Annotated in this window: 13 protein-coding genes; all 13 read right to left on the reverse strand. The window is 60.8% G+C overall.

Annotated features, from left to right (window positions below; all coding sequences use genetic code 11):
• Positions 1-4: 4 nt before the first annotated feature.
• The 13 genes from CK489_RS35165 to CK489_RS35225 all read right to left on the reverse strand — a co-directional run bounded on the left by CK489_RS35165 (position 5) and on the right by CK489_RS35225 (position 17,292).
• A complete protein-coding gene (locus CK489_RS35165; protein WP_095735496.1) occupies positions 5-919 on the reverse strand; it encodes an NAD-dependent epimerase/dehydratase family protein in 915 nt (304 codons plus the stop codon).
• A gap of 7 nt (positions 920-926) precedes the next feature.
• Complete coding sequence (locus CK489_RS35170) at positions 927-2,012, reverse strand: class I SAM-dependent methyltransferase (RefSeq protein WP_158226539.1); 1,086 nt, start codon at positions 2,010-2,012, stop codon at positions 927-929.
• A gap of 62 nt (positions 2,013-2,074) precedes the next feature.
• Positions 2,075-3,937: an asparagine synthase (glutamine-hydrolyzing) gene (asnB, locus tag CK489_RS35175; RefSeq protein ID WP_095735498.1), complete on the reverse strand. Its 1,863-nt coding sequence runs from the start codon at positions 3,935-3,937 to the stop codon at positions 2,075-2,077.
• A gap of 6 nt (positions 3,938-3,943) precedes the next feature.
• Complete coding sequence (locus tag CK489_RS35180) at positions 3,944-5,077, reverse strand: glycosyltransferase (RefSeq protein WP_143278294.1); 1,134 nt, start codon at positions 5,075-5,077, stop codon at positions 3,944-3,946.
• Between the two features lie 30 nt (positions 5,078-5,107).
• Positions 5,108-6,673 (reverse strand): glycosyltransferase family 4 protein, encoded by a 1,566-nt coding sequence (locus tag CK489_RS35185; protein ID WP_158226540.1) that lies wholly within the window; start codon positions 6,671-6,673, stop codon positions 5,108-5,110.
• A 34-nt stretch (positions 6,674-6,707) separates the two neighbouring features.
• Positions 6,708-8,159, reverse strand: a complete 1,452-nt coding sequence (locus CK489_RS35190) for a glycosyltransferase (protein ID WP_095735501.1) — start codon at positions 8,157-8,159, stop codon at positions 6,708-6,710.
• Positions 8,156-9,574 carry a glycosyltransferase family 4 protein gene (locus CK489_RS35195; protein WP_095735502.1) on the reverse strand — a complete coding sequence of 473 codons (1,419 nt, stop codon included), beginning with the start codon at positions 9,572-9,574 and terminating at the stop codon, positions 8,156-8,158. Before CK489_RS35195 ends, CK489_RS35190 begins: the two co-directional genes overlap by 4 nt.
• Positions 9,575-9,621: 47 nt before the next feature.
• On the reverse strand, positions 9,622-11,568 hold the full coding sequence (locus CK489_RS35200; RefSeq protein WP_158226541.1) for a glycosyltransferase: 1,947 nt from the start codon (positions 11,566-11,568) through the stop codon (positions 9,622-9,624).
• A gap of 78 nt (positions 11,569-11,646) precedes the next feature.
• Positions 11,647-13,107 carry a glycosyltransferase gene (locus CK489_RS35205; RefSeq protein WP_095735504.1) on the reverse strand — a complete coding sequence of 487 codons (1,461 nt, stop codon included), beginning with the start codon at positions 13,105-13,107 and terminating at the stop codon, positions 11,647-11,649.
• A gap of 21 nt (positions 13,108-13,128) precedes the next feature.
• Positions 13,129-14,262 (reverse strand): DegT/DnrJ/EryC1/StrS family aminotransferase, encoded by a 1,134-nt coding sequence (locus CK489_RS35210; RefSeq protein WP_050630221.1) that lies wholly within the window; start codon positions 14,260-14,262, stop codon positions 13,129-13,131.
• Positions 14,263-14,357: 95 nt separating this feature from the next.
• On the reverse strand, positions 14,358-15,512 hold the full coding sequence (locus tag CK489_RS35215) for a class I SAM-dependent methyltransferase (RefSeq protein WP_095735505.1): 1,155 nt from the start codon (positions 15,510-15,512) through the stop codon (positions 14,358-14,360).
• A 36-nt stretch (positions 15,513-15,548) separates the two neighbouring features.
• Entirely contained in the window at positions 15,549-16,604 is a 1,056-nt protein-coding gene (locus tag CK489_RS35220; protein ID WP_050630223.1) for an ATP-grasp domain-containing protein, read from the reverse strand.
• Positions 16,594-17,292, reverse strand: a complete 699-nt coding sequence (locus CK489_RS35225; protein WP_095735506.1) for a metallophosphoesterase family protein — start codon at positions 17,290-17,292, stop codon at positions 16,594-16,596. Before CK489_RS35225 ends, CK489_RS35220 begins: the two co-directional genes overlap by 11 nt.
• Positions 17,293-17,309 lie beyond the last annotated feature (17 nt).

The raw sequence follows: 17,309 nt of genomic DNA on the forward strand, positions 1-17,309 counted from the left end.
GGCTTCACGAACGGTGTCGGGATTCGGCCGGACGATGATCCGGCGCGTCGTGGGGATTTGCGGACATCGTCCTATGCAGCCCGTCCCGGAACTGCACGAAGCGCTGCAAGTCCAAACGAGATGCAAGACGGCTCAGATCAGGGGCGATGTCGACGGAAGGCGTGTTCGTGTTCACAAGCTCGAACTTCGGTTCGACGCCGAGTTGCTGACCGATCGTATTCGCGATCTGGCGGATCGAGAGTATCTCCGGGGTTGCTACGTTCAGCGTGTCCGTCCAGGACGAAGCAATGCTTTCACGAATGACCTCGACGATGTCGTCGATGAAGGTCGGAGCGAGGCGAATCCCTTCCGTGCCGCCGGAGAGCTGGATTGCTTCGCCGTCCCGGATCCTGCGTATCAGCTGCGGAATGAGCCGGTCGTGCTGCCCCGGACCGTAGGGGAAGAACAACCTCAGAATGTTCACGGAAAAGACGCTGGAGAACGGCTTTGCGACAATCTCGGAAGCAAGCTTGCTTGCGCCGAGGAACCCGGAAGGCGCCAAGGCAGCATCCTCTCTCAGGACTTTCGTGAACGGCTCGTAAACCGCCCCCGACGAAAGCAGGCAGAAGTGCTTGACCGCGGCCTGAGCCGCCCAATCCAGCAGCCGCATCGTCATGTTCACATTGACGTCGAACATCTCGCGCGAGTCAGCCGGAAAACTGCGGTAGCGGCGCGATTGGGCGGCATGAACGACAATGTCGACCGTCCTTGGGAAACTGGCCTGGTCGATCGGCGTCGTTCCATCCCAAGCCACCTTCGTTCCGAAGGCGATCGACGTTCCCGGCCGGCACACGCAGAAGAGCTCGTGCCCCTCGCCCACCAGCCGGGGGCCGAGGGCAGAGCCCACGAAACCGCTGCAGCCCGTCAATAAGATCCGCATGCGCGTGTCAGACCGTTGGCTTCGTCAGCAGAACGGAGATTCCGTTCGGGTTGGAGTCATTGAAGGCATAGTCCTTGACCCCGAGATCCTTCATCCAGCCCGCAACCTCGTCATCGCTATGCTGCCAGGCGTTGTGCGGATGATACCAATCGAAGTTGACCATGTTGTTCGTTTCATAGTCGAATGCCTCGTTCCAGAAGCATTTCAGGAAATTGTAGTACAGCAATCGCTGGATGTTGTGCGTTCCGGCCGGAATTCCAAGCACCGGAATCGGCTTCTCAAGCGTGATCGTGGCGTTCAACCGCGACAGCTCCCGGCCCAGCTCCGTGATCCCCTCGCACGCCGCATAGCATTCCTCCGCGGAGAGCGGCATGAAATTCTGGCGGACATGATCGTCGGCGAAGACACGCACGGCGCCCATCTTCCGATAGACATAGAAGAAGAACTGTCCGCCGGGCCTGACCTTTCGATACAGGGCCTCTACCGCCGCCCTGGTGTTCGGCGTGTGATGCAGCACCCCGTCCGCGATGATGAAATCAAACGTATTATCGGGGAAAGGCGCCTCCATCAGGTCGGCCTGAACGACCGAGCAGTTCTCGAGATCGCGGGTGTTCTCGAACGTCGTCAATGCCGCGTCGGAGACGTCGAGCGCAAACACCTCGCCCGGGCAGTTCTCGGCGATGAACCTCGTGTTGAAGCCCGACCCTGGACCGACTTCGAGCACGCGCTGCTTGGACCGGTAGAACGCTTTCAAGGCGTCAAGATCGGGCAGCCCGAGCTTCTTGCAATACCAACCAAACAGGAATTCCTTGTGCTCGGGTTGCAGCCCATATTGCTTGAAGCGGCGCCACTTGTCCGAGAAGGTCTGGTTCGTCTTGGCCTGCTCATGGGCTTCCGGCCGGCTCTGCGCGGTCGCCGGCTTCGGAAGGCCGTAGCGTGCGCAGAAATCGCTCAAGTCAGGCTGCATCGGGCCGCTCAGGAAGCACGGAACTCCCTGCAGGACCGGATACCACAGCGATGCATCGGGTGTCCGCAGGACGCCTTCGATGACCTGGCCGTCCTGTTGCGTGAAAGCCTCGAGCTGAAGCTCCATTCCGTTCGGACGGAGACGTGAAGACGCAACGGTTCGCATAAATCTAGCTCCTACAACTGCAACTAATGGAGGGCACCGCCATAGGCGCTGTGTTGCTTGCACCAGGACTCGAAGCTGAGCAAACACCAGATCAGCGCGACATGGTTCGCCTTCTCCTCGAAATGCTCATTCAGAATCCGACGTACGAAGTCGTGCTGGAGCACGCCTCGCTGTTTGATACGGGATTCCGAGAGTTGCTCCTCGATCCATGAACGCAGAATCCCTCTGTACCAAGATGCGTCCGGAGGACCAAACCCCATCTTGGGCTTCCGGTAGATCGTATCGGGCACCAGCGGCCGGACGGCTTCGCGGAACAGGATTTTGCCGGTGGAGCCGTCGGACAGCAGGCCCCAGTCCACGCCGAGCAGATAGTCGACCAGCTCGTTGTCGAGCAGCGGCACCCTGGTCTCAAGCGAATGCGCCATCGACAGCTTGTCCTCCAGCGACAGCAGACCCGGAAGATAGGTGGTCATGTCGACGTGCATGATGACGTCCCAGGGATCCCGCGACGGAACCGAGCCGATCGCGTCGCCGATCGCGGCGAGCGGATCGAAACCCCCAGCGGCGCGCAAGAACTCCGGCGTAAAGGCATCCTTGATCTTATCCGCCGAGATCGGGACGTTGAGGCTTGCCCGGTAGAGGGCAAAGGCATCACGCGAGGCTGCCTGATCTGTGACGCCGGCACGAAGGCGCTGTATCACGCGCTGCATCAGGGAAGCTGGCGCAGCCCGCGGCACAATGGCATATCGGCCGACATATCCTCCAGTGACTTCGTCACCGCCGGTTCCCGATAGCACGACCTTTGCGTCCTGGGCGACCCGCTGGGCGATCAGATAGTTCACATAGGCCATTCCCATGCGAGGATATTCTATCGCGCCGACCGTCGCGTCGAGATGGCGGACCAGCGCGTCCTGCGGCACCATGAGCTCGACACGTTCGATGTTGAGCTGCTTGGCGACCTCCCTGGAGAACTCACGCTCGTCGACGAACTTGTCGACACCGACATTATCGAGATCGAAGATGCACGAATAGGCGCGAACGACCGGGTCGATCTGATGTGCACCCGCCGTGATCGCCGAACTGTCGATACCGCCCGACAAATATGCCATCACCGGAACGTCCGCAGCCAACTGCCTGCGCAACGCTGCTTGCAATATCTCGCCGAACTCGCCCGAGGCCTGGGCCAGACCAGGCGCGTATTTGCGATGATAGGAGGGCGACCAATAGGTGCTGCCCGAACTTCCGCTCGCCACAAATCGTTCGAAGCTACCCGGCTTGAGGAGACGAACGCCGCGGAACGGCGTGCGCCCTCCCCAATTGTTCATCAGCGTGAAGTACTCCAGGGTTGCAGACGCATCGAACTGCTTGTCGATCAATCCGCTGGCGTAGAGCGCACGCACCTCCGAGCCGAACACGAGACCCTTGCCGGGCAGCTCGGCAACGTAGACCGGCTTGATGCCGTATCGGTCACGGGCGATGACCAGCTCGCGCTGCCGTTCGTCCCAGATGGCACAGGCGAACATGCCGTTCAGCCTGTTGAACAACTCGTCCTTCCACTGCTCCCAGCCGTGGACCAGAACTTCGGTGTCCGAGTGATCCGTCGCAAAGACATGGCCGGCGGCCTCGAGCTCCTTTCTGAGCTCGCGATGATTGTAGATCTCGCCATTGAAGACAACCCATACGGTGCCGTCCTCGTTGCTCATCGGCTGATGGCCCGAGACAAGGTCGACGATCGAAAGCCGGCGGAAGCCCAACACGACGTCCGGCGAGGCATAGTAGCCATCATCATCCGGACCGCGGTGCACGATGCTGGCCGTCATGCGGCGGATGCGAGCGTCCGCGTCCGGGCAAGAGCCAAAATGCAGGATGCCTGAAATGCCACACATCTGAATCTACCCGACCTCGACGCCCGCCGGCGCCAGCACAAACGTACTGTCGGGGCTGCGATAGGCCTCGATCATTGCCCCGGCAATGTGGTCAGGATCGTGCCATCGCTCGACATAACGGCGAGACCGCTTTCCCAGCTCGGTCCACTCGGCCCGGCGTTCGAGAATGGCCGCAAGATCTTCCGTGAGCCGCGCGGGATCGACGTTCAGGATCGCAAGATCATCCCGCATGGCCGGCGGGATGAATTGCAGGTCGCTTTCCCTGACGTAGCAAACCACCGGCTTTCCCATCGCCATCATCTCGACGGCAAAGCCGCCGTACCAACCCGCAAGCACCTGGTCAATGGCAAGATCGGCTGACCTGTAGATCGCCATCGCCTCTTCATGGGTCTTCTTTTCGACCAGGATCAGCTCAAAGTCGAACCGCGATTTCAGACGTTCCAGTGCGTCGAGTATCATCTGGGTGCCCTTGATACTCGCATCACTCGGCGCGTGGACGATCCTTGGTCTGCCTTCGGCGCGGGGATACTCGGGCGAGAAATGACCGATCTCCACATTGGCGTAAGGGAGAAACTGCCCGCCCGGAACGACGTGTCCCAGTTCCGGATTGAGATAGAACACGCGGTCGAACAGCGGCAGCACACGATCGATCAGGCGGGACCGGCGCGCATCCAGCGACGAGACGCAGGTTTCATAGGCTGAGCAACGTCCGCTCGCGCACATGGTCCATCGATTTCGCCGATTGCCCTCCCCCGCGAGCCGTGCGTCGCAGCCCTGCAGGGTCATGAACCTCTTCTTGCCCAACCCCCTGGCCAGCTGGAGATCGATCGTCACGAGCCGATTCAGCAGCGGCCCCATCCGGCCCACGCCCTCGAATGCGTAGCCCGGATACAGGAACGTGGTTCCAAAATAGTAGTGGAGCACGTCGTAGCGAAGCAGCGCGGACAATCCGAACCACGCGCTTCTGGCCATTTTCTGAAAGTCGGTTGCGGTGTCGTCATACAGCACCCTGTCGGCCGGATAGCGAAACCAGGTCCCGCTGCGAACGACCAGGTCGCTGCTGTTTCCACGCCTGCGCTCGGCACGCGAGAGCGACCAGGGCTGATTGCCGATATTGAAGGGACCGTGAAGGATTTTCATCTTGTTACGCAAATATGCCGAGCTGCGCCGTCAGCTTCGGCGATCACCATGGTGCCCACCAACGGCTTCGATCTGCCGTTGATACGCAGTCAATTGCAACTCGACGATTCTCGCCGCAGAGTGATACTGCCGGATCCACTCTGCACTGGCAGCGCCGATCCCATGCCGGTCGTCCCGATCGGCCACGATCCTGCGAAGCGCGTCGGCTATCTCACTCTCCGTCGATGCCGACAGGATGGGCGGAGCTTCGGAGAAGAACTCCTTGGCCATGCCCGAATCCACATTCGTGATAACGCGCCTTCCGAGCGCCAGCGCTTCAAAGGTGATTCCACCGAATGACGGGAGGACGAACTGATCCAGCACGGCGTGGCTGCGAAGATATGTTCTCCAAAGCTCCGGCTTGCGCATCGGCGCAAGCCACTCCACCCTGTTGTCCAGACCCAGGCTCCGTATCAGCTCCCGTGAGGCGTCGAGGTCGCGTCCCCAGGCGATCATCGCAAGTCGCAGCGCCGGCGCCTGCTGCGCCACGCTCGCAAAGGCGCGGATCAACCGGTCATTGCCCTTCACCAGGCTGGGGTCCGCGTCGCGCCAATCATGGCGGGTCGGGTGAAACACAACGACAGCATCGCTGGGCGGGCGGATCGCGCTATTCTGCTTCCCGAACTCTATGAGTTTCGTGTCGTCGAAGGCATGCGGAAGCGGCGTGATCCGATCCGGCGGCACGCCAAGCCGTCGCGCGGCAGGCACGCAATCGATGTTGGTGACGAAAACGTGGTCAGCTCCGAGGAACACGGTGGCGGTCAGCCGCCCGAGGCTATCGTCCTGAAACGGAAGCGCCCGCAACGTCCCATGCTCATATCCAAAGTAGGGGCGCCGGGCGAGCAGTGGCCAGGCACCATCGGTTGCGTAGGCCTGGACGACGTCAAACTGATCCAGCAGACCGATGAGCGGCGCGAGCCGCGCCCGGTAGCTGGCAAAATCCGCAGCGCTCGGCGGTGAAGCCGGCGCGCTGCCTTGCCGCCACACAGCCGCAAGCCGCATCTGCTCCGGATCATCCTTTGCCAACACGCGCCGCAGGAAGAGATCGCGGGCCATCGCGGGAGACCTGCGAATCCGCCGTGCTATCTTCTGGCCAAGACGGGTCGCGCGGGCGGACACCGTCTGCCCGCTCACGGACTCCCGGGCGCGATCCAGCGCGCGTCGAATTTCATCGGCCAGGTCCGACTGCCCACCAACCTCGGCGGCAATCATCGAGCAACACAGCCTCAGAGGCCCGGAAGCAAACCATCGTGGCCGCTGGTAGCCCCCGAGATTGACCTTGGTCCACTCAGGAAAGAACGGATCTCCGAGGTCCCCCTCGAACGCCGCCTCCTCCCATTCGGGGCAAGCCATGATGTGATAGTTTTCGTAGGCGATGACATAGGCATCGATGCCGTGCTGGCGTTGGATCCTGGCATTGTTGAACGCATTGTTCGCAATGTTGCCGAGGTGCAGCACGCGCAGAGCCCGCCCGTGCTCTTGCTGAAAACGCCGATGCCAATCGACGCCTTGCGGCTGCGGCGGTAGCGAAGACATCATTGCGGCGGAGGCGTCCACCGACGTCACCGGAAGCGCCCTTGCGGTTCGGTCATCAGGGAATCGTCCTCGCCAGCGCGCCGAGATCGTCCGGAGCAGACTGCCTCGTGACCTGGAACGGATGTTCCCAATTCCCGGCGACAGGAATGGCGTTGCGGCGAGCTTCTTCCTGATCCTGGGCGACCCGAATACGGGCAACCACGATCGGAGGGAAGTCCGCAGTCTCTCGATAGAGCTGACCAAGTCGTGCAGCGATGGCGGAGATGCCGTGCCACCGCTCGACATAGCGCCGTCCCTGCTCGCCGATCCTACGAAGGCGCTCTCGATTGCGAAGGATCCACAGCAATGCCTGCTCGAGCTCGTCCGGGGTTGCGTTGATGATCGGGCATTCCTCCGGTGCCTCGACCAGATCCGGACTTCTGACGAAGCTCAGGACCGGCTTGCCAAGCGCCATCGCTTCGAGCGCGGTGTAGCCGTAGGCGCCGCCGATGAACTGATCCGCCACGATGTCGGATTGCGCAAAAAGCTCGATCACCTGGCTGTTCGGCACCCCCTGGATCTTGCAATATTCGATATCGTATCCCTGCAGCTTCAGCCGGTCGATCGTTCGCTCCAGGTATTTGGAGCCCTTGAAGTGCGTGTGATTTGGCGCGTGCGCGATGCGAAGCGGACCGGATGGCACGTTCGGGAGAACCGCATTCAACCGATCCAGATCGAGCGGCCAATAGTTGATATGCTTTGCCGTCGGCATGTAGGTAAGCATGTCACCCAGCGAGACCAGGGCCGTCACGTTCCTGGCCACTTCGGAAATGTACCGCCGAGCCTCTGCGTCGTGACACGTGCAGTATTTCGGCGGTTCCGTACAATCGACGCAGAAATTCCATTTGCCGAGCGCCAGGGTCGCCTGCCGGGTGCGAACATCGGCGCCATACGCATAGATATAGACCCGCTTGCGAGCCCGTCGCAGCGCGGCAAGCTCCTCAAAACTGATCTGCAGACGCTCCGTCGAATCCAGCAGCCCGCGGTCAGCGAAGAAGTGAAACACGTCATATCGCATCAGGGCCCACGCGAGCACCACGCGCTGGAATGCGGATCCGAAACCATACCTAAATGCCAGACTGTACGGGCGATGTAGATCCAGATCGAAGCGCGACGTGATGACGTAGGTTACGTAGACGAGCGAGGTCGATCGAAAGCCGAGCATCTGATCGGCCCTGGCTTTGAGCTCCAGGGTCAGGATCGGCGTCACGCCCCACAAGGTCCTGGGTCGTCCGCGCCACAGCCGCGCGACTCCGGCTATGGGAGCGGCGTAGATCGCAAGCTTTAGAATGACGATCGAAATTGCAGTGGCGAGCAGCCTGAGCAGCTTCAGCGGCAACGCCTGCAATTTGCGGCGCACCATGGCTCCCCGGCCCGGCGATCTCGCGATCGACCAGGTCGTGAGCATCCAGACTCGAACGCTCCGCGGCAACACGCGCCGCGCGAGCGATCTTAGTCGATCCTTCATTGCGCGGATCCGCGTTGCGGCGGCTTTTTTGGAGACAGGCTGTCGTAGAGCGAAACGACCTTCTGCCACTCCGACCTTGCATCGAGCTTTGCCAGGGTCGTCCGCGTGCTCGCCCTGAAGGCGGCCCGGAGCTGCTTATCCTGGACCATGCGGTTGATCGATTCCGCGATGGAACGGGGATTGTAGGGATCGAACGTCAATCCAACCGCGTTCTCCTCGACAAGACGCTTCGCCTCCGCGTATTGCGCAACGAGGACAGGAAGATCGGCGGCCAGGTATTCGAAAATCTTGTTGGGGAGCGCAAAGGTGAAGTTGCGGCACAGCGCCGGCAATGTCCAAATGCCGGCATCGGCCCCGCGGGCGGCCGCGACAACGTCCTTCGACGGCACCGGCGGAGCAAGCACCACCCTGCCTTCCACGCCGACGCGCTGAGCCAATGCTAGATAATCGGGCCCGAACAGATCCAGAGAAGGACCCCGGATGACGAAAATACAATCCGGTGCATAAGCAAGGGATTCGATGATCGGTTCGATCAGACGCGTCGGGCCGGTCCCTCCCTGCCATAGCAGCACGAAGGTCGATTCCGGCAGCCCCAGTTGCTGCTTCAGCGGCGGATACTCGCGCGACGGCGTGACCGCGATATCCGGAATGTTACGGACCACGACGGGACGGCTGCCGCCGAGTTCGGCCTTCATCGCATCCGCGATCGAGTCACACACCGTGATGGTGGCCGATGCCTCGTTGAGACAACGAACTTCCAGCTCCTGAAGCGCCCGCTTCCACTCCGGCGGATACGGCGCCCAGGCGGACTGCTTCGTGCTCCAATGAACGTTCTCCGAAAACCACTCATGAAAGTCGACGACGAGGTGCGCGCCGCGGTACTTTGCGGCCGCCATCGCGGCATAGGCGGTGGAGAGATCATGCGCATGGAACGCAAATGGCTTCCTCTTCACCGCTTCCAGGTAGAGCTGTTCCGCAATATAACCCGGCTGCTCGCTCATGAACGTCGCTGCCGTCCAATCGGCGTGCCGAATATGGACGCGCGGTCCCCAATCAAGATTGAAGGTCGCCCCTGCCCCCTTCGTGGGCTCGGGACAGATCACCGTGACGTCATATCCGGCGGCGCCGAGCGCGCGGGCTTCTCGTTCAACCCGAGGATCCACACGCAGGTCGGAGACGACGAGCATCACCACCTCGCGACCAGAGGCAGATCTGCCGATCTGTCTGTTTCGCGATGTCGCGTCGGCCGCATCGGACATCTTCGGGATTCGCGCCTGCATGAACTGCGCGCGGCGGACCACGAGCTGTGAGACCAACGCATTCCACCGGCCAAAGCCGAAATAGAATACAGGCCGCAGCGCGCGGAAAAGCGGAGGATACTGCTTGATGAAAGATGAGATCTGCTTGAGCATCATTCTGTGGCAACTCTAGGAAATCAGCATCGGAGTCGCGGGAAACGCCATCACCACTGCCCCGCGAGCAAATTGCTGTACGCCTTGCACTGGAGAGCAACGATTCTTTCCGCGGAATGGTAGGTCGACATCCATTGCGAAGCGGCTGCACCCCGGCCCTGGGAATCGAGAGGATCCTGGATGACTTCCCGCATCCGGCCGGCACAGTCGGCGACGTTGCCGGCCGCGAGCAGCGGCGGCTCCTGACCGAAGAACAACGCGGTCTGTTGCCGGTCGATGGCCGAGATAAGCCGGACACCCAACGCCATCGTCTCGAACCCGACGCCGCCGAGCGCCGGAACGACGAATTGATCAACCACCGCATGCGATACGCAGTAGCGCTGCCACAGCTCCCGCTTCGACATGGTCGGAACCCATTCAATCAGCTCGGACAGGCCCAGTTCGTCGATCAACGCCTTGCTGTCCGCGACCTCCTGGCCCCATTCGACGAACACGAGCTTGAAGTTTCTCGTCTCTCGCGCAACTTCAGCCGCGGCCCGGATGATGACATCATTGCCCTTCTGCCAGGATGAATTCCCCAGCTTCCAATGGTGGCGGGACGGACTAAAGAAGATCACCGGCCCGCTCGTCGGGGGCTTTAGCTCCGGGTGCGCTTCGCGGAATGCGCGCAACTTGTGATTGTCGAACGCGTGCGGAAGGTAGACGACCTTGTCCTTCGCCAGCCCCAGGCGTTCGACCGACGGCAGGACATCTGAATTGGTTACAAAGACTGCGGGCGCGCGCTGAAACGAGATCCGGCAGATCAAGCCGGTCAGATTGTTCTCGAACGGGATTTCGCGCAGCGTTCCGTGCTCGTAGCAGCTGAAGTTCTTGACGCCGTTCATCATCGGTATCAGTCCGTCGATCGCATATCCCTGGATGATGTCATAGTGCAGCAGGACATCTTCGAACGGCTTTGGATGTATCATTACATACTCTTCGCGATAACGAAGTGACTGACCGTCAAGTTCGGCGGGATCCCTCCTGATTTCATCGAGCAGCGTTTCGATTTCCTTCGCCCGCGTCGCCGGTTCGGACATCGATCGCGCCACGCAGCCGGATTCCGAGACCGGGACGAACTTGAGCATGACCCGCTCGAGCAGCGCCAGGAAGCTGTGGGTCAGCGAACGGGCGAGCGAAGACGATCGCTCCCGCAATCCGCCGGTGCGCAGCCAGCGAACATCTTCCCGCAGGGCCCCGAGTGCGGCTCGAGCCTCCGCATCGGCCTGCGGACCTCGGCGCGCAATCCACAACCAAGCGGCAGCCGAGATTTTGTCCAGCCAGCCCGCTTCAAATTCGCCCGTCTTGCCCTCGCGTCCGAGCACGCCGTTTGCCACGAACGTGCCCAGCCATATTCTGTACAGGCTAAGCGGCTGCCTGGTCCCTTGCGACGACCGACCGGGTCCGCTGAGCCAGAGCAGGAATCTCAGATGCTGGGGAACATACTTGGCAAGGAAACCCGCATCGTCGCCGGAACGGGCGTCCTGAAGAGCCGTCAACTCCAGCTCCAGCCATTTCAGATATGCCGTCGTTTGCCAACCTGCATTCTTGGCGCGAAGGTATTCAATGCAAAGCGCGGATGGACCTTGAACAAACCAGCGAGGCCGCTTCCATCCCTTCAAGCTGGTCGCCCACCAATCCGGCTTGAAATGATCCTGCCCCAGCGCCGAGGATCCTTCCTGCAGCGCACCGTCCTCCCACTCGGGACAGCCCATGATGTGGTAATAATTGTAGCAGAGCACGTCCGCCTGGATGCCGAGCTGCCGCTGAATCCGGGCATTGTTGTAGGCATTGTTGGCGATGTTGCCGATGTGAAGAACCCGAAGCGGTCGCCCCATTCTTCGCTGGAAGTCGTCGACCAGACGCAATGCGCGTTCGTTTTCAGCCTCGATCGCGCGTGTCGCGTCGGTTGGGCTCAAGGGGCTCTCGAGCCGCGCTTCGACGTAGGAAACTGACATTGGTTCAGGCGCTCCGCGCATGAGCGACGCGCCGGCAAAGCCAGTTCGGATTTTCGGGCATGGATCGCTTTGACGGCATCACGAATTCAGCAGCCTGGCGCTTTCGCCAACTCTTGCCTTCAGCGGCATCGGCAAATCCGCAGTAGCCAGATAAAGATCTGCCAAATGCTTGCCCAGCGCCTCCACCGAGTAGTTTCTACGGACATAGTGAGGGCCGGCAGCGCCGGCGTCGGAAAGCCGCGCGCGGTCCAGGATCAGCTGATGCAGGACCTGCTTTATCGTGTCCGGATTTGCCTCGATGACCGGACAGGCCTCCCGCTCGGCCACCGCGACCCCATCGTGCAGATAGCAGATGACGGGACAGCCCGATGCCATTGCCTCAACGGCCGTCAAGCCGAACGACCCGCTGATAAGCTGGTCGACAAGAACGTCGATCGTCTGCATCGCCGCCAGAATCTCATCGTGCGGCCTTCCGCTCAGTTGCAGAAGCTCGACTTCATGACCTTCAGCCTGCAGGGACTCGATTGCGCCTTGCAGATACTTCGTCCCCTTGAAATAGCCGTGGTTCGGAAAGTGACCCACGACCAGCTTGCCGTTCCTTCGACTCCGGGGTGGCCCGGGAGATACCTTGTCAACATCGACCGTCAAGTACGGCACATTTCGAGCGCCGGGAATGAGCTTCATGGCGAGCCCATGCGCAACCACAGCGGTTGAGTACTCCCTGATGACTTGCAGCATGGCAGCGCCGCCGGCATCGTCGCAGACACAATAGACGCCCGGATCAGGACATTCCGAGCAGAAATTCCATTTTCCCAGCGCCATGTTTTTTTCGCGCGTTCTATGGTCTGCGCCATATGCGTAGGTATAGAGCCGCTTCCCGGCCTGCCGATAGATTTCCATCTCGCGCACCGCAATTCCGAAGCGGGGACTGCCGTAGCCACCTGCCGGCTCGATGATGCCGCGATCGTTGTACAGATGAAAAAAATCGAAGTTGGCGATCGCCCAGATCAGCATGAGCCATCGAAACAGGAACCAGTCCTCGCCCCGCTCAGCCACGAGGCGCGCTTGAATTTCAGAGCACACGAAATCGAAATTCGAAGACGTATGGTACGTCGTAAACACCAGCGAGCGCGCATTGACGCCCAAGGCACGGTCTGCGGCGACGCCCGAAGTCAGATTAACGATCGGCGTGACCCCCCAGAGCGAATTCATCTCTCCGCTCCGCAAGCGATCCTCAGTGATCACGCGACAATCGGCGATGAGAGCATCCCAGAAGTCGCGCGCATCAGGAGATCGGTCGGGATTGAGGAATGGCCGCAGCGCATCCAGCAGAGTGGTGAGCAGCGCGTAGTCCCCCTCGGCAGCAACCCGGTTCGCATTTCCAACAATCGCCTGTTCTACGCGGCCTCTCCCACGCGCAGGAGAAAGTGCGGAAACAGCCGCTTCGAACTTCTGGTTCTTTCGGGCGAACCGCGCGAGGTTGGGAAAACGCGTACCCTCAAACAGATTGCGCGCCGACCGAAAGAGATTCGAAGACACCGATGCCGTTCCGCAATCGCCTCAGGCGCTGGCCCGGTTGATGCAATCGACCACGCGGCGCTGATCCTCCTCCGTCATGTTCGGGAAGATCGGCAGCGTGATCGTCGTGTCCTCCGCGAGCGCCGCGTTCGGAAACTGCTCGGGCCGCAGGCCATACTTATTCTTGTAGTAGCCGAGCCGGTGCACTGCATGCGTGCCTGGCCGGGTTTGAATTGCCGCGGCAGCCAGCGTCGCCATCACCGCGTTGCGGCGGGCGCGATCTCCGTCAACGAAACGAATAACGTAGGACTGAAACGCATGCCCGTCGACGTCTCCGCCGAGCGGTCGCACGATTGAATTGTTTCCTGCCAGCAATTCGGAATAGCGATGGCCGAGACGCCTGCGCTCCGCGAGCAGCCGGTCGAGCTTGCCCATTTGCGCCACGCCGACGGCTGCCTGAATGTCGGACAGGCGCAAGTTGAAGCCGAGATTGTCAAACGTCGCCATCGTCCAGGGACCGTGAGGCTCGATCGATGCATCCGGAGCGCCGGTGGAGCCATGGTTGCGCTGCGATCGCACGCGTTCCGCAAGATCATCGCGGTTGGTGGTTACGGCGCCGCCCTCTCCAGTCGTGACCGCCTTGCGCGGATGGAACGAGAAGCAACCGATGTCGCCGATCGCGCCAATCGGCTTGCCCTTGTAGGTCGTGCCGATCGCGCACGCGGCGTCCTCGATCACGGCGATGCCTCGAGGTTCTGCAATCGCCTTGATCTCGTCCATCGGGGCGGCGAGACCAAACAGATGGACCGCAACGATCGCCTTCGTGCGCGGCGTGATCGCGGCCTCCAGCCGTTCCGGATCGATATTGAAGGTCGACAGATCGATGTCGGCGAAGACGGGCTTCGCACCGACATATTCGGCGGAGTGCGCGCTTGTCACCCAGGTGAAGGCCGGGACGATCACCTCGTCGCCCGGCCCAAGTTTCAGGGCCAGGGTCGCCAAATGCAGCGCGGCGGTGCAGGACGTGCACGCAAGGGCATGCTTGACGCCATGTTTCTCGGCAATCAGCCGCTCGAAGCGCTCCGTGAAAGGCCCCTGCGTAACCCATTTCGAGTCGAGGCACTCCCGCAGCAACGCAATTTCAGCTTCGTCGAAACTCGGTTCTGTGATGTTCATTTGGTCGATGCTTTCAATGCCGAGGCTCCTGCAACTTCCGTCGAGAACGAACTGCTTCGAGCCGCGGAGTTACACGGAGCGCCCTTGACCCAGCCCTAAGCCGAATAGATCTCCACGCCGTAAGGCGCGAGCTTCGCTTTCACCTGATCGAAATAGACCGGGCTGATCGCCAGCGCGACGTGCCGGATCCCCAGTTCCTTGATCTTGTCGAGGCCGCCCACCGAACGTCCGTGCAGGCCGCTTCCCCACGTGGAACGATTCTCGTCGAGATAAGCCGCGATCTTCGCAACGTCGAAGCCGAGGTAGAACGGCGCAAACAAGCCCGACGACCCCAGGCCAAAGATGGCAAAGGGATCCCCGGCGGCATCGGCAGCCTTGCGGCACCGGTCGATCGCGTCCATCGCGTTCTTGGCCACCATCGCGTTCTGATCGACGATGCGCTGATTGAGCTCCACGACATTCGCCGCTTGCGGCTTCGGACCATCGACCTTCCTCAGCAGAATAAAGATCGGCACGCCCGCTTCCTTGGAAGCCACCACCTCGAATCCTGCGGCGTGAGCCAGCGATTCCAATGAATGCAGGGTCAGCTTCGACAGGTGATCCGCGCAAAACAGGTCGTTCGGATTCTTCGCGAAGTTGGGGACGCGAATGTAGAAGAGGCCCGACGTCTTGAGGCGTTGATGCGCCCATTTCAACATGTCGAGCGGGTTGTCGACGTGCTCGAGCACGCCCAGCGCCACGATCAGATCGAAGCTGCCCGCCTCGGCCTCGAACTCCTTGTAGTCGCAGCGGCTAAGCCGGGCGGAAGGAAACTTCTTCTGCAGCACATCGAATGCCGAGCTCGGCTCGAAGGCCGCCGCGCGCCAGTCGCGGGATTCCTCGAGAAAATGTCCGAGAAAATCGCCTTTTCCCGCACCGATCTCCAGAATGGATCCGTCAGCCGGCAGGCTGGTCATCTCCCTCAGAATCTGGTGCGTGCGCTCCGCCTGGGAGATCGGCGCCGGACCCGAGAAGCTCTGAATTGCCGCATCCTGACTCTTCATCATCAGGCTGTAGCTTTCCTTATAGAAGGCTTCGCTCCATCCCCTGGTCCCGCCGGCATTGAATATGAGGCCGCAATGCGAACAAAGCCGATTGTCCAACGACGCGTCACGCAGGACCATCATATCGGAGGTGATGCACGTCCCTGAAAACGAGGGATAGATGTCCTGCAGACGATCGGACTCGCACACCGGGCACTGTTTTTTCATCGTGGTCGCTCTCTGTTGATCGTGGAACGTCGCTTCTTAGCCGACGAGATGCTCTTCCAAGCCTCGCAAGATCATCATTTCCTTGTACGGGAATCGCTCCGGGATCGTTTCCCCGAAAACGTCGCGTCGAATGAGAACGTCGGGCTCATTGTATCCGGCCATTGCCCTCAAGGAGGTCGTTCCCGAAAAGCGCGGGTTGATCTCAAATGGAATGACGACACCATCCGCCACGCGGCACTGCACGTTCACGGGCGCTTTTGGCGACAGTGACTCGGCAATCTTCTCGCACGCGCTCCGCACCGAGGGCCAGTCGGCAACGTGGCCTTGCGAGATGCCCGTCGACACAACGAGCCGCGCGCCGAATTCCGGCCGCCCCGTCCGGTTTGGAACCTGCGTGCGGATCGTTAGCGCGTTGTTGATGACACGCTTGATCGCAATCGAATTGATCAGGACGCCGTCCGCCCCGAAAAGCACGCCGACGGTGTACTCGTCTTCAGAACTGCCGATGTATTCCTGGATCGTGAACGACGGACAAACTCCGAGGAGATAGCGCGAGAAAGTCAGGAGTTCCTCGGTCGACTGAACGATGAACACGTTGGCCGATCCGCCCCCCCCTACTGCAGGCTTTAGGATGGCCGGCAAGACTGCCCAATCATCAAGATCCGACAGAGCGCGGACTTCCCTGAACTTCGGCGTCGCGAAGCCGCACGACGCCAGGTGCGCCATGGTTTTCGTCTTGTCTTGGCAGATATCCAGAACCGACGGTGGATTGACAGGAACGTAAAAGCCATCCGCCTCAAGCGCAGCTCTGGATCGGCTCATCACCGCCATCTCGGGCTCCGACCCATGAAAGATGGCGACGCACTTCTCTGATTGGGCCAGAGACCGGAGCTCATCCAGATATGCAGGATCAGTCGCCCGCGGCAACCTCACGAACTTATCGACCAGGTGCCGGTTCGCGCAGGCATCGGACATGTCGGTGCCGACGATGTCGTATTCGAGTTCTCCCAACCGAAGAGCCTTGAGGATTTGCTCGCCATGCCCGCCTCCGCCGATCCCGGTCAGCAGCACCTTGACCCGCCTACGCTTCACGATCGTTCCTCACTTCGTAGTTTGAGCATCGTTCCAGCAGGGATGTCACAGTGGGCGAAAGCGAATGGCGCGAAAGGATTCGGCGGCAGCAGCCCGAGATATCGAACCTGATGATCGTCGCTGAACGTTCGCGAAGATCGTAAATGCAGACCGCGCCACGAAGGTCGTCACCTCGCGGAAGGCCACAGCTGCCCACGTTGACAAACAGCTTTCCGCCGTGCTCGCGCACGAACGGATGATGGGTATGGCCCATGAAAACGACATCGGCGCTCACAGTCGAGAGATCGGTCAGGCTGCTGTCCGGATAGACATATCCCGCGAGCGGATCCTTTGGACTGCCATGGACGAACAGCATCGTTCCGTGCTCGCCGTTCAAGCGGAATTGCGATGGCCACCCGCTGATGAACTCTCGCTCATCGTGGCTGAGCGCCGCGAATGTTTCCCGGTGACGATAAACGAGATCCTTGGCGTCATTCGCGCTCTGTCGCAGCAGCATGTCGTCGTGATTTCCGCGAACGGAACGAATACTGCGGCCCATGAGTGCGCTGACGACGCCCTTGTCGGGAATATATCCGACGGCGTCGCCCAGAAAGTAAATCTCGTCGGCGCCCGCGTCCGTCAGGATCTGGAGCGCCAGCTCAAAAGCCTCCACGTTACCGTGGGCATCAGACAGGATACCGAGACGCATGCCGAGATGATCAGTCG

The sequence above is a fragment of the Bradyrhizobium sp. UFLA03-84 genome (assembly GCF_002289535.1).
Lineage (GTDB): Bacteria > Pseudomonadota > Alphaproteobacteria > Rhizobiales > Xanthobacteraceae > Bradyrhizobium > Bradyrhizobium viridifuturi.

Coding starts and splice junctions, on each gene's coding strand:
- asnB (WP_095735498.1), bottom strand. CDS start 3,937: ATGTGTGGCATTTCAGGCATCCTGCATTTTGGCTCTTGCCCGGACGCG.
- CK489_RS35225 (WP_095735506.1), bottom strand. CDS start 17,292: ATGCGTCTCGGTATCCTGTCTGATGCCCACGGTAACGTGGAGGCTTTT.
- CK489_RS35195 (WP_095735502.1), bottom strand. CDS start 9,574: ATGATGCTCAAGCAGATCTCATCTTTCATCAAGCAGTATCCTCCGCTT.
- CK489_RS35170 (WP_158226539.1), bottom strand. CDS start 2,012: ATGGAGCTTCAGCTCGAGGCTTTCACGCAACAGGACGGCCAGGTCATC.
- CK489_RS35200 (WP_158226541.1), bottom strand. CDS start 11,568: ATGTCAGTTTCCTACGTCGAAGCGCGGCTCGAGAGCCCCTTGAGCCCA.
- CK489_RS35190 (WP_095735501.1), bottom strand. CDS start 8,159: ATGAAGGATCGACTAAGATCGCTCGCGCGGCGCGTGTTGCCGCGGAGC.
- CK489_RS35180 (WP_143278294.1), bottom strand. CDS start 5,077: ATGAAAATCCTTCACGGTCCCTTCAATATCGGCAATCAGCCCTGGTCG.
- CK489_RS35215 (WP_095735505.1), bottom strand. CDS start 15,512: ATGAAAAAACAGTGCCCGGTGTGCGAGTCCGATCGTCTGCAGGACATC.
- CK489_RS35210 (WP_050630221.1), bottom strand. CDS start 14,262: ATGAACATCACAGAACCGAGTTTCGACGAAGCTGAAATTGCGTTGCTG.
- CK489_RS35165 (WP_095735496.1), bottom strand. CDS start 919: ATGCGGATCTTATTGACGGGCTGCAGCGGTTTCGTGGGCTCTGCCCTC.